The organism is Rhodoglobus galactosidasius (assembly GCF_054957775.1).
In genome coordinates, this window is the sequence record NZ_JBQIAV010000007.1 from 1 (window position 1) to 12,397 (window position 12,397).

At 58.8% G+C, this 12,397-nt stretch carries 11 protein-coding genes; 6 read left to right on the forward strand and 5 right to left on the reverse strand.

Annotation, left to right across the window (positions count from 1 at the left end; all coding sequences use genetic code 11):
• Positions 1-208: 208 nt before the first annotated feature.
• The 3 genes from ACTJJW_RS10035 to ACTJJW_RS10045 all read left to right on the forward strand — a co-directional run bounded on the left by ACTJJW_RS10035 (position 209) and on the right by ACTJJW_RS10045 (position 2,647).
• Complete coding sequence (locus tag ACTJJW_RS10035) at positions 209-421, forward strand: hypothetical protein (protein WP_462644283.1); 213 nt, start codon at positions 209-211, stop codon at positions 419-421.
• A gap of 51 nt (positions 422-472) precedes the next feature.
• Positions 473-1,300, forward strand: a complete 828-nt coding sequence (locus ACTJJW_RS10040; protein ID WP_462644285.1) for an alpha/beta fold hydrolase — start codon at positions 473-475, stop codon at positions 1,298-1,300.
• Between the two features lie 99 nt (positions 1,301-1,399).
• On the forward strand, positions 1,400-2,647 hold the full coding sequence (locus ACTJJW_RS10045; RefSeq protein ID WP_462644287.1) for an FAD-dependent oxidoreductase: 1,248 nt from the start codon (positions 1,400-1,402) through the stop codon (positions 2,645-2,647).
• Between the two features lie 39 nt (positions 2,648-2,686).
• Here the strand turns inward: ACTJJW_RS10045 and ACTJJW_RS10050 are convergent, their stop codons facing one another.
• Positions 2,687-3,394 carry a M50 family metallopeptidase gene (locus tag ACTJJW_RS10050; RefSeq protein ID WP_462644289.1) on the reverse strand — a complete coding sequence of 236 codons (708 nt, stop codon included), beginning with the start codon at positions 3,392-3,394 and terminating at the stop codon, positions 2,687-2,689.
• Between the two features lie 61 nt (positions 3,395-3,455).
• Between ACTJJW_RS10050 and ACTJJW_RS10055 the strand changes: the two genes are divergently transcribed.
• Positions 3,456-4,454 carry an aldo/keto reductase gene (locus ACTJJW_RS10055; RefSeq protein ID WP_462644291.1) on the forward strand — a complete coding sequence of 333 codons (999 nt, stop codon included), beginning with the start codon at positions 3,456-3,458 and terminating at the stop codon, positions 4,452-4,454.
• Between the two features lie 3 nt (positions 4,455-4,457).
• On the opposite strand, the gene ACTJJW_RS10060 is transcribed toward ACTJJW_RS10055, so the two are convergent.
• From ACTJJW_RS10060 to ACTJJW_RS10075, 4 genes are all read right to left on the reverse strand, one after another.
• Positions 4,458-5,117: a methionine ABC transporter permease gene (locus ACTJJW_RS10060; protein ID WP_462644293.1), complete on the reverse strand. Its 660-nt coding sequence runs from the start codon at positions 5,115-5,117 to the stop codon at positions 4,458-4,460.
• A 2-nt stretch (positions 5,118-5,119) separates the two neighbouring features.
• Complete coding sequence (locus tag ACTJJW_RS10065) at positions 5,120-6,148, reverse strand: methionine ABC transporter ATP-binding protein (protein ID WP_462644295.1); 1,029 nt, start codon at positions 6,146-6,148, stop codon at positions 5,120-5,122.
• A 65-nt stretch (positions 6,149-6,213) separates the two neighbouring features.
• Positions 6,214-7,197, reverse strand: coding sequence for a MetQ/NlpA family ABC transporter substrate-binding protein (locus ACTJJW_RS10070; protein ID WP_462644297.1), 984 nt, complete (start codon positions 7,195-7,197; stop codon positions 6,214-6,216).
• Between the two features lie 127 nt (positions 7,198-7,324).
• Positions 7,325-8,533: an MFS transporter gene (locus ACTJJW_RS10075; protein ID WP_462644299.1), complete on the reverse strand. Its 1,209-nt coding sequence runs from the start codon at positions 8,531-8,533 to the stop codon at positions 7,325-7,327.
• Between the two features lie 226 nt (positions 8,534-8,759).
• Here ACTJJW_RS10075 and ACTJJW_RS10080 point away from each other — a divergent pair, with 226 nt between their 5' ends.
• The gene (locus ACTJJW_RS10080; protein WP_462644301.1) at positions 8,760-11,201 is read left to right on the forward strand and encodes a ribonucleoside-diphosphate reductase subunit alpha; all 2,442 of its coding nucleotides are present in this window, start codon (positions 8,760-8,762) and stop codon (positions 11,199-11,201) included.
• 79 nt (positions 11,202-11,280) lie between these two features.
• A complete protein-coding gene (locus ACTJJW_RS10085; protein WP_462644303.1) occupies positions 11,281-12,279 on the forward strand; it encodes a ribonucleotide-diphosphate reductase subunit beta in 999 nt (332 codons plus the stop codon).
• Positions 12,280-12,397 lie beyond the last annotated feature (118 nt).

Sequence of the window (12,397 nt, forward strand, 5' to 3'; positions counted from 1 at the left end):
AGGCCATGAACGTCGCCATCGAAACCATCGAGGAGGTGAACCTCATCCCCGAACTCACCGCCGCGTAAGCTAAAACCACTGACCCGCACGGAGATGAGAAATCACACCACTCGGCGGGACGTGACCCGTCTGTGTGCGTGAGTATCGTGAGTTTGTGCCCTCAAACAGGGCATAGCAAGACGCGGGTTACCAACTAATAGGAGGAATCATGGGTCTCATTGACGACGCTAAGGATGCCGGCGAAGCAACCGCGAAGAAGGTTGGTGAATTCGTCGACGACACTAAGGAGCGAGTGAGCGACGCTGCCGATCAGGCCCAAGCAGACGCCGAGGTGTCGAAAGCCCAAGCCGACCTTGAGCGTGCGGAAGCCGAGCGCGAAATCACCAAAGCTAAGAACGAATACAAAGAAGACTTGCGCTAATTAGTTATCCACGCCCGGTATCCCGGCCACTATGGCTGGGATACTAGGGTCATGGGTTTCTGGGGCACGATTCGGCGGTTGCTCTTTCCGCCGAGGGCACCTCTCCTGAACATCGCAAGCGATGTGGGTGAAGGGCCCGCGATAATTCTTATTCACGGCATCGCCTCCTCAGCGGCGACGTTTGCGCACGTGGTTCCACAACTCTCAGAGCACTACCGCTGCATCTCCATAGATCTACTCGGGTTCGGTGAGTCGCCAAGTCCTGAGAATGCGACTTTCACGATTGAAGAACACGTCGCCTCGATCGCCGCAACGGTGCACTCGCTCAAGCTCGATGCCCCGTTCATTCTCGTGGGGCATTCTCTGGGCAGTCTGCTGGCAGCACGCTATGCGGCGACGCACTCAAGCGAGGTCAGCCATCTGATCTTGGCGAGCCCTCCCATTTACGTGCCGCCACGCCAGATCGGCGATCCCAAGGTGCGTGCACGTATCGGCGCCTACATGCGCGCCTATGAGTTCTTGCGTTTGAACAAAGAATTCACAATGGCAACTGCAGAAACGTTGCGGCGGCTTTTTCAGCTTGACGACATCCTTGACGTCTCCGAACACAACTGGCGTGCCTTCGTTCTGAGCCTGCAAAACTGCATCGAGCAGCAGACAACCATCAGCGATATTGCGTCAGTGCGTGTGCCAATTGATGTTGTGTATGGCTCGCTCGATCAGTTCATCACACCAGGAACCATGCGAATTATCGAACAAATGCGTCACGTGACAATGCACAAGGTTGAGGCCAACGACCACCTTGTGCGCAAGCGTCTCGCTCGCCGTCTCGTTCAGGTAATCACAGCAGACCGTGAGGTTTCTGCCAAAGCCAACTAGCGTAGGAACCCGCGGTGCCGCCCGTTCTGTTTTCTGGCCAGCGCCTAGCTCCTGCACGATCCGCAGGCGTACCGTAGACGCTGAAGGACGGAGCGTTTCATGGACGAAAAACTCGACACCACCGTGTGTATTGCGGGCGGCGGCCCGGCAGGAATCGTGGCGGGGCTCATCCTCGCCCGAGCCGGAGTCGATGTCATCGTTCTGGAGAAGCACGCCGACTTCTTGCGGGACTTTCGGGGCGATACCGTGCACCCGTCAACGCTGAACCTCCTCGACCAGTTGGGTCTGGGCGCTGAAGCGAGCGCAATCGACCACAGCGAACTGTCGACACTGGATGCGGTGATTGACGGCATCAGAGTGCGTGCAGTCGATTTCACATCGCTGCCAGCCCCGCATCGGTATGTCACGCTCATGCCGCAGTGGGATCTGTTGAGCATGCTCGTGGGCGAGGCGCAGACGCAGCCGTCGTTCCGGTTGGTGTTGGAGGCGACTGCTCATTCGGAAATTCAGGAAAATGGTCGAGTGGTGGGTGTTGAGGCGACGACACCAAATGGCCCGCTGCGCGTGAATGCGGCGCTGACGGTAGCGGCTGACGGACGTGATTCTGCGGTACGCGACTCTCTTGGTCTGGTGCCCGTTGACTACGGTGTGCCCATTGATGTGCTGTGGTTCCGGGTGCCGCGGCCGACGAAACCGATGCGGGACACCTTGGCGAATATCCGGGGCGGTTCCGCGCTCGTGACGATTCCCCGCCCCGGTTACTTTCAGTGTGGGCTTCTCATCCGGAAGGGCACTTTTCCTGAGTTTCAGCAGGAAGGGATCACCGCGTTCCGCCGAAAGATCGGAAGCATCGCGCCTCGACTAACCGACGTCACCGCAGCGATCAACAGCTTTGACGATGTAAAGCTGCTTTCTGTGCAGATTAACCGCCTCCATGAATGGTCGGTTCCTGGTGCCCTCTGCATTGGCGATGCCGCCCACGCTATGTCGCCCGCGTTCGGCGTTGGCATCAACTATGCGATCCAAGATGCGGTGGCGTTGGCCAACTCGCTTGTTCCGGTGCTGCGAAAACAGGGGGCGGATGCTGCAGCGATTGACTCGGCATGTGCTGCTGTGCAGCGCTGCCGCACCCTGCCAACAGCACTCATGCAGCGGATGCAACGGGTAGCCCACCGGCTGATCAACAGTGCGACGACCCGCACCGTCATCCACAACCCACCACGGCTGCGGGAACGCTTCGTCATCGCGGTCGTGCTGCCGCGCATCCGCCCGATCTTGGCCAGAATTGTCGGCTACGGCTTTCGCCCAGAACGCATTGCGCGCGGCGTGCTGAAGCCGCGTCGCTAGGCTCGTTACGCTAGATGCGTTGAACCGCTACAGGGGCCGCTAGTAGGTCTCGAGCACGGTCGTTACCGCCCACACGACGCTCGCGCCGATCAGCGCGCTGAAGAGGAGAAGCCAGACAACCGACGGGATTCCGGTGCGCTTGAAGAGTAGGTAGGCATCTGAGGTGCTCAGCTGGTCGCGACGGCGAGTGTGCACGCCGATCACGGTCGCGAGGCCACGCACGCTACCGACGAGGAGCGCGATCGCAATGACGAGTAGCACGTAACTCTGCTGTTCCGGAGTCGCCCACACCCAGAGGGCTGCGCTCGCCGCTGCCGAAACTGCGACCACTAAGAAGCCGAAGAGGTTGCGAATCACGAGCAGGGTCAGCACGAGAATAATGCCGCCGACGAACAGGGCCATAGCCGTGTACCCCTGGGTGACGCACCACAACTGGATAGCGCCGACGATTGCTGGAGCGGGGTAGCCGAGTGATCCGCTGATCGCCGAGCCGAGCTTGCCGCGACCACTACTGACCGCTTCGCCCGAATGATTCATTCGAATCTTCATGCCGTGCACAAAGCGACCCGTAAGGATTGCGCCGACCGCATGCCCGAGTTCGTGGACGAGTGTCGTGAAGAGCCCGAACCATTTCCAGATCGGCTGCGGGATGCTCAGCACGGCGGCAGCTGCCACGATCACGATCAACAGGGTGGGGGAGATCGCGACCGGTGTCGTGCGAGCAAGGGAAGCGAGAAGGTCATCCATCCCCGAATTCTCTCACTAGATTGCGCGATCCACTTCGCCCCAGAGGGCGTAGCGTTATCGCATGGACATTCGCATTCTCGGCCGCACGGGCCGCTCTGTTTCAGCAATCGGCCTCGGAACCTGGCAGCTCGGTGCCGACTGGGGCGACGTGAGCGAAGCGGATGCTCGCGGCGTGCTCGATGCTGCCGTTGATGGGGGAGTCACCTTCTTCGACACCGCCGACGTTTATGGCGATGGCCGCAGCGAATCACTTATCGGTCGCTACCTCGCTGATCGCCCCGAGCTCGACATCACGGTCGCCACCAAGATGGGTCGTCGCGCAGAGCAAGACCCCAGCAACTTCACCCTCGCGAACTTCCGCGAGTGGACCGACCGCTCGCGCCGCAACCTCGGCACCGACACCCTCGACCTCGTGCAACTGCACTGCCCGCCGACTGCGGTGTTCAGCATGGATGCGGTCTTCGATGACCTCGACACGCTCGTCGCCGATGGGGCAATCGCCGCTTACGGTGTGAGTGTTGAAACCGCGGAGCAGGCGCTCGCCGCAATCGCCCGACCCAACGTTGTCAGTGTGCAGATCATCCTCAATGCGTTCCGTCTTAAGCCGTTGGATGCTGTGCTGCCGACAGCGCTCGACGCCGGCGTAGGAATCATCGCCCGTGTGCCGCTGGCCTCTGGCCTGCTCAGTGGCAAGTACACCGTCGACACCACCTTCGCCGAGAACGATCACCGCACGTATAACCGTGGCGGCGAAGCGTTCGACGTGGGGGAGACCTTCTCTGGCGTGGACTTCGAGACCGGTATTGCTGCGGTTCACGAGTTCGCTGCTCTTATTGCTGGTGAGCCTGCCGTGGCCGACTTCTCGACCCCGCAAGTGGCGTTGGCGTGGGTTGCTCAGCAGCCGGGTGTCAGTTCGGTGATTCCTGGTGCGCGCAATGTTTCGCAAGCGCAATCCAACGCTGGTGCCGGGGACGTCCCGGCCCTGAGCGAGGGCTTCATGGCCGGAGTGAGCGAGATCTACGATCGCCACTTCCGTGCCGCCGTGCATCCACGCTGGTAGCGCTTAACGGCGCATGACCTTCCGCGCAACAGTGTTGCCTGCCCATTGCACTAGTTGAACAAGCAGGATGATGATGATTACGGCTGCCCAAGTGACGACCGGGTTGAAGAGGCGATAACCGTATTGGATCGCAAAGTTTCCGAGTCCACCTCCACCGATGTAGCCGGCGACTGCAGACATGTCGACGAGTGCCACGAAGATGAAGGTGTAGCCCAGGATCAGGGGCCCAAGGGCCTCGGGTATGAGCAGCGTGAAAATGATGCGCAATGGGCCCGCGCCTACTGAGCGCGCTGCCTCGATGACGCCGGGTTGGACCGTGAGCAGGTTCTGTTCGACGATGCGACTAATCCCGAATGCTGCTGCGAGCGATAGCGTGAAGATGATCGCGTCGTTGCCGATTCCTGTGCCGACGACAAGGCGGGCGAGAGGTTGGGCTGCGGCCAGAAAGATGATGAACGGAATCGGCCGAAAAATGTTCACGAGAACATTGAGTGCGGTGAAAACAGGCCCGTTCGAGAGGAAGCTCCCACGCCGCGTCGTGTAGAGGCCGAGGCCGAGCACGAGACCGCCGAGACCACCAAAGAAGAGCGCCAATCCGACGATGTATAGCGTCTCGAAAGCGGACTGGCCGAGCAACGGAAGTAGGTCGATGAGCTGTTCCATTACTACTTCACCTCAGTCACGGTGACGAGTGCGCTCACTCGCACAAGGGCAGCGTCGATTGTGTCGTTGTCCCCAGCGATGCTCAACGTCAAGTGGCCAAATGATCGGCCCTGGATCTCGTTGATACCGCCATAGATCAGCTCAAATGCGAGGCCACTCGTGGCGAGTTCAACAAAGACTGCAGATTGCGAGACGTTGCCGTCATGAAACGAGAGCGTGACGATGCGACCCGGATGCCGCTGTCGCAGCGTCTCGAGTTCGGCGGGTTCAGGAACTGCTTTCACGACGGTAGAGACAAACTTTTTCGTGGCGTCGGCTTGCGGGTTGGAGAAGATGTCGAAGACATCGCCCGTTTCGATAACGCGGCCTGAGTCCATCACGGCGACTTTGTGTGCGATAGAGCGGATGACATCCATTTCGTGAGTGATCACAACGATCGTCACACCAAATTCTTCATTCACTCGCTTCAGCACTGCGAGCACTTCCCGCGTGGTTTCAGGATCGAGGGCACTCGTGGCTTCGTCGGCCAAGAGAATGCGCGGGCTTGTGGCAAGCGCGCGAGCGATGCCGACGCGTTGCTTTTGTCCACCCGAGAGCTGATCGGGGTAGCTGTGCGCTTTGTCAGCGAGGCCAACGAAGTGCAGCAACTCTGAGATGCGCGCTTGGTGTTGAGCTTGGGGAACGCCAGCAACAGTAAGGGGGTACGCAACGTTGCCCCAGACGGTTCGTGAGGTGAATAGGTTGAACTGCTGAAACACCATGCCGATGCCCAAACGGATGCGACGTAGTTCCCGTTCGCGCAGAGAACTAATCTCCTTGCCATCGATCAGGATGCTGCCGCTGGTCGAACGTTCGAGTGCATTGATGAGGCGAACGAGTGTTGACTTTCCGGCGCCCGAATATCCGATGATGCCGAAGATCTCACCCTGCTCCACAGCGAGGGAGACTCGATCGAGAGCCACAAGGGGTTGTTCTCCGCGAGTGCGGGGCGGGAATTTTTTGGTGACATCGGTCAGCTGGATTGCGGGCATGGAGTGCTTTCTGGAGAGCTAGGGCGCGAATTGTGTCCGCGCCCTAGCGGGTGGTGATTTTTGCTTTAGCCCTGAGCGCGGATGTCGGACTGGACTTTTGCCAGCGAATCTACGAGGTCGGCTACGGGCGTCTGCAGGAGCACTGCGGTGTTCCCCGAAACTTCGAGCACACCGTCCTGAACAGCCTTGGTGGTCTGGTAGATCTCGACCAGCTTCAGGTAGAGCTCGTTGTCGGCATCACCGGAGCGCGCGGCGAAGATGTTGACGTAGGGCAACGCGTTTGCGTCATTCGGGTCGTCGGTGGCGATTGCGTCTGAGAAGCTGAGGCCAGCATCTTCGACGAAGTCGTTGTTGATGATCGCGGCTGCAACATCCGGAAGGGATGTTGGCGCAAGGGCTGCCTCGAGCGTGATTACTTTAACGCGCGATTTGTCAGTGTCGATGTCGTCTAGCGTGGCAAAAATGCTGCCACCCCCGGTGAGTTCAATGAGGCCGGCCGACTGCAGAACGAGGAGTGAGCGAGCGAGATTGCTGGCGTCGTTGGGCACTGCGATTGTTGAGTCGGCGGGGATTTCCTCGACCGAGTCGAACTGTGTCGAGTAGAGGCCTAAAGGATAGATTGCGGTGGCGCCGATGGGGGTGAGGTCAGCACTAGCCGCTTCGTTGTATTGAGCGAGGTAAATGATGTGCTGAAACTGGTTGAGGTCGAGGTCGCCAGCGGTAAGTGCCGGGTTCGGGAGTTCGTAGCTCCCGAAATCTACGAGTTCGACAGAGATTCCTTCTGCCGCCGCGGCATCCTTGTAAACGTTCCAGTACGGGTCGCTTGCGCCGACAACGCCGATTTTTACGGGGTCAGTGGCAGAGCCTTTGCCGTCGGTAATCTCTCCGCTTGAGGGGCTCGCGGCATCTGAGGCGCCTGCTTGCGAATTGTTGAGGGAGATGATAATTCCGGAGACGATCGCAATGACGACGACGATGCCAGCAGCGATGAGTACGTACAGTTTGCCGCGCTTCTTGGGCGCAGCAATAAGTGGTGTCTGTTCAGACATGGGAGGAGACCTTTCACGACCTTGATGCCGTGCGAATGACGGCTGACCAAGTATTAGTGAGTGGCAGCGTTATCTATAACTGCGTGACGCAGTGTTACCGTCCGCGGGTGTTAGGCCCGGTTTCTGCCTACATGCGCAGCGTGCTGATCGGCTCCGTGTCCGGGATGGGGCTCGCGTCTTTGCCACGCAGGTCGGGGTGCCAGCCGCGCAGCAGCGTTGGCACGAGTACGCCCAACGCGGCGATCACTGTGGCAGCCCAGAATCCGCCGATGGGGCCGTGGGCGTCAATGAGAAAGCCGGCGACAGCGGAGCCGAGGGCTGCACCGATCAGCTGACCGGTGCCAACCCATCCATAAGCCTCAGCGGTATCGCTGAACTTGACGCTGGCCGAAACGATGGCGAAAATCACCGCGAAGGCCGGCGCAATGCCTATGCCAGCGATGAGCAGCATGATGGCGAGCCACCAGAAGTCGAGGTGGATCATTGCCAATGCCATGCCGACAAACACAATGAGCATGCGGCGGGCAAGAGCCCACGGGCCGATTGGTAAGTGGCCGAGGAACAGGCCACCGAAGAGCGAGCCAATGGCCCAAATGCCGAGCACGAAACCTGCCTGTGGGCCATCGTGACCAAACACTGACACTACGGATGCCTCTACCGCTGCGGCTGCGCCCACCAGCAGGAAGCCAGTGATGGTTGCCAAGAGGACGGGTCGGCGACGCAGCACAGTTCCGAATGAACGCTTGCTGCGCGGGATGCGCACCTGACCGACTTCGGGGCTTGCGATGAACCACGCGCCGCCGCCGAGGAGGAACGCGCCGGCGACCACGATCGCCGTAGTCGTGGAGATCTGAACGGCGATGAAGGTGGCAGCCACTGGGCCCGCAACCCAAATAATTTCTTGAGCTGATGCGTCCAAGGAGAACAACGGAGTGAGCTGCTTAGAGTTCACCATCTTGGGGTAGATCGTGCGCACCGCGGGCTGTACGGGCGGGTTGCTGAGGCCGGCGATGAGACCGACGACCATGAACATTCCGACGCTGAGGGGTGCGAGCGCGATGGTGAAAATCGCGGTCGCTGAGACGACGAGGGTGAGGATGAGAACTTTGCGCATTCCCCAGACGCCCATCCATCGGCTCGTGAGTGGTCCGGCGACGCCTTGCCCCACGCTCGTTGCGGCGAGCACAAGGCCAGCAGCGCCGTATGAATTATGGATCTGTTCGACGTGAAGAAGGATCGCCAATGAGAGCATGCCGCCGGGCAGACGTGCGGTTAGTTGTGCCGCGATAATCCTGGCGATGCCCGGAGTTTTCAACAGGTCGATGTAAGCATTCACAAGAACTCAAGCTTAGCCGCCAAAGAGTGGCTAATTTCCGGGCTTTTTCGGGTGTCAGAGGTTATTCATAGGCTGTGGAAAAGTCCGCGAAGTTATCCACACCTGTGGATGACACGCCCACTACATCTAGGGTTGGCGACGAGCGTCACCCACGATATATAGTGGTGGAACCGCTCGGCCGGGGGTCGCGGATTGAACAGTTTTCGGGGATTTCGAGGGAGTTTTTGTGGCAATCACAGTCGTCAAGCGCAACGGTACGCGAGAGCCGTATGACGCCAACAAGATCAACCTCGCAATTGAAGATGCAGCGACTGGCCTTGATGACAACATCACGTGGGTTACCCAGATTGCATCCGAGCTCGAACTGACGCTGTTCGACGGCATCACGACCCAGCAGCTCGACGAAGCCGTCATCCAGGTTGCTCTCCAAAACGTTAAAGATGACCCCGCATTCGACACCGTTGCTGCCCGTCTTCTTCTCAAGACCATCTACAAGCGCGTGCTCGGTGACTACACCGACGCTGGCGATCTCAAGCGACTGCATAAAGAGCACTTCGGCCCCAACGTCATCCGTGGTGTTGAAGAAGGTCTACTCGATCCGCGCCTCACGAGCATGTTCGATCTGGATGCTCTCGCCGAGCACCTTGAGCCAGCTCATGATGAACTGCTCAAGTACATCGGTGTCGTCACCCTCAACAACCGCTACGGCATCAAGGGTCGCAACGGTGATGCCCTTGAGGTTCCTCAGTACTTCTGGATGCGCATCGCCATGGGCCTCTCGCTCAACGAAGCGAACCCCAACGAGGCTGCGCTCAAGTTCTACGAAAAAATGTCCAGCCTCGAATACTTGGCTGCCGGTTCCACCCTCGTGAACGCGGGCACCATCTACCCGCAGCTCGCCAACTGCTTCGTCATGGAAATGCAAGACGACATGGAGCACATCGCCAAGACCACGCGCGATGTCATGTGGCTCACCAAGGGCACCGGCGGAATAGGCCTCTCGGTCACCAAGCTTCGTGCACAGGGTTCGCCCATCCGCTCCAACAACACCACCTCAACCGGCCCCATCCCGTTCATGCACACGATCGACTCGATCCTGCGTGCGGTTAGCCGTGGTGGCAAGAAGTTTGGTGCTCTGTGCTTCTACATGGAGAACTGGCACATGGACTTCCCCGAGTTCCTTGACCTGCGTCAAAACTCTGGTGACCCCTACCGCCGCACCCGCACCGCCAACACGGCCGTGTGGATCAGTGACGAGTTCATGAAGCGCGTGCAGAACGACGACGCCTGGTACCTCTTTGACCCGCTCGAAGTCACTGACCTCAACGAGCTCTACGGCAAAGCATTCTCCCAGCGCTACAACGAATATGTTGCGATGGCCGAGGCCGGCGAAATGCACATGTTCAAGAAGATCGGTGCTCGCGAGCAGTTCAAGTCGATCCTCATCTCATTGCAGACCACCAGCCACCCGTGGCTGACCTTCAAAGACACGATCAACAACCGTGCGCTCAACAACAACACGGGCACGATCCACCTCTCCAACCTCTGCACCGAGATCACGCTCCCGCAAGACGAAGACAACGTCTCCGTTTGCAACCTTGCGTCGATCAACCTCTCGCGTCACCTCCTGCCCGAGGGTGGAGTCGACTTCGCGAAGATCGAAGAGAGCGCACGACTGGCCGTACGCCAGCTCGACAACCTCATCGACATCACACGGTCTAGCGTGAAAGAGGCAGACTTCTCCAACGAGCAGAACCGTGCAGTCGGCCTTGGAGTGATGGGCTTCACCGACATCATCGAGAAGCTTGGCTACAGCTACGAGAGCGAAGAGGCCTATGACCTCATCGACGAAATCATGGAGCACGTCTCCTACGCCGCCATCGATGCAAGCACCGAGCTTGCCAAGGAGCGCGGCGCCTACGCGAACTTCGAAGGCAGCCGTTGGTCGGAAGGTCTCGTGCCTCTCGACTCCATCGCGCTCACCGAAGAAGACCGTGGCATGGAAATCAAGGTCAACCGCAAGACGCGACTCGACTGGGATGCTATGCGCGAGAAGGTCAAGGGCGGAATGCGCAACGCAACCCTCATGGCGATCGCACCCACCGCATCCATTGGTCTCGTTGCTGGCACCACCCCTGGTCTCGACCCGCAGTTCTCGCAAATCTTCAGCCGCTCCACCTCGAACGGCAAGTTCCTTGAAGTGAACCGCAACCTCGTTGAGACCCTTCAGGAGCACGGGCTGTGGGAAAAGAACCGCGAAGCGATTCTGCGCAGCCAGGGTGACATTCAGAATGTTGAGGGTATCCCCGACGACATCAAGGCCGTATTCAAGACGAGCTTCCAGCTCTCGCCGTACGCCTTCCTTGAGGTTGCCTCTCGTGCCCAGAAGTGGATCGATCAGGCCATCAGCCGCAACATGTACCTCGAGACGCGTGACCTCGGCGACATGATGGACATCTACTTTGATGCCTGGTCTCGTGGCGTCAAGACCACCTACTACCTGCACATGAAGCCTCGCCACCAGGCAGAGCAGTCCACTGTGAAGGTCAACAAGTCAGAAGAAATTTCATCGTCCAAGGCAGCAACGGCCTCGGCAACATCATCAACCGCGGGTTCAGCTCCCGCCCGCCGAGGCTTTGGCGGATTCGCAAAGAAAGCAGACTCATAATGAACCGCGAAAACACGATCGAGGATTACTTCGTACCCATCGATCCCATGGACGACCTGCAGTGCGATAGCTGCCAGTAATGGGAATTCTAGGAACAGGCCTGCAAGACGGCCTTTTACTCAAGCCGATCAAGTACCAGTGGGCGATGGACCTGTACGACCAGGCCGTGGCCAACACGTGGTTCCCTAACGAGATCCAGCTGGGCGAAGACATCGCCGACTTCAAGAAGATGACTGATGAAGAGCGTCATGCCGTGACCTTCCTCATGAGCTACTTCAACCCCAACGAGTTGCTCGTCAACAAGGCACTCGCGTTCGGTGTGTACCCTTACGTTTCTGCCGCAGAGTGCTCGCTCTACCTTGCGAAGCAGATGTGGGAAGAAGCAAACCACTGCATGAGCTTCGAGTACGTGCTCGAGACGTTCCCGATTGACCGCGAAGCAGCGTATAACTCTCACGTTGATGTGCCGTCGATGGCTCGCAAAGAAGAGTTCGAGATGAAGTACATCCGTCGCATGACGGAACAGACCCTCGACATCAACACCATCGAGGGCAAGCAAGACTTCATCCGCAACCTCGTTGCCTACAACGTGATCCTTGAAGGCATCTGGTTCTACTCAGGTTTCATGGTCGCTCTGTCGTTCCGCCAGCGAAACCTGCTGCGCAACTTCGGTTCGCTCATGGACTGGGTTGTTCGCGATGAGAGCCTGCATCTCAAGTTCGGCATCAACCTGATCCTCACCGTGCTCGAAGAGAACCCCGAGATTCAGACTGAAGAATTCGCCGATGAGATTCGCCAGATGATTCTGGATGCTGTGGCGATGGAAGAGGAGTACAACCACGACCTTCTTCCCGGCGGCATTCTCGGCCTCAACGCCAACTACATCAACCAGTACGTGAAGTACCTGGCTGACCGTCGCCTTGAGGAGCTCGGATTCGAGGCCCACTACAAGGTCACGAACCCGGCCAAGTGGATGGCAACAGCCAACGACACTCTTGAGCTCGTGAACTTCTTCGAGTCAACGAACACCTCCTATGAGGCGAACGCGTCGGCCACCACCAAAGCCAAGACGGAGTGAGTCTGACCGTTGAGTGGGTCGAATGGTTAGAGCCACGGGCGGATTGATGGGTTTGGCTACTACGCGGCGATCCCGGTTGGCGTTTGCTGCGAGAAGACGTTGTAGTTCGTTCAGGTAC

Coding starts and splice junctions, on each gene's coding strand:
- ACTJJW_RS10035 (WP_462644283.1), top strand. CDS start 209: ATGGGTCTCATTGACGACGCTAAGGATGCCGGCGAAGCAACCGCGAAG.
- ACTJJW_RS10040 (WP_462644285.1), top strand. CDS start 473: ATGGGTTTCTGGGGCACGATTCGGCGGTTGCTCTTTCCGCCGAGGGCA.
- ACTJJW_RS10045 (WP_462644287.1), top strand. CDS start 1,400: ATGGACGAAAAACTCGACACCACCGTGTGTATTGCGGGCGGCGGCCCG.
- ACTJJW_RS10050 (WP_462644289.1), bottom strand. CDS start 3,394: ATGGATGACCTTCTCGCTTCCCTTGCTCGCACGACACCGGTCGCGATC.
- ACTJJW_RS10055 (WP_462644291.1), top strand. CDS start 3,456: ATGGACATTCGCATTCTCGGCCGCACGGGCCGCTCTGTTTCAGCAATC.
- ACTJJW_RS10060 (WP_462644293.1), bottom strand. CDS start 5,117: ATGGAACAGCTCATCGACCTACTTCCGTTGCTCGGCCAGTCCGCTTTC.
- ACTJJW_RS10065 (WP_462644295.1), bottom strand. CDS start 6,148: ATGCCCGCAATCCAGCTGACCGATGTCACCAAAAAATTCCCGCCCCGC.
- ACTJJW_RS10070 (WP_462644297.1), bottom strand. CDS start 7,197: ATGTCTGAACAGACACCACTTATTGCTGCGCCCAAGAAGCGCGGCAAA.
- ACTJJW_RS10085 (WP_462644303.1), top strand. CDS start 11,281: ATGGGAATTCTAGGAACAGGCCTGCAAGACGGCCTTTTACTCAAGCCG.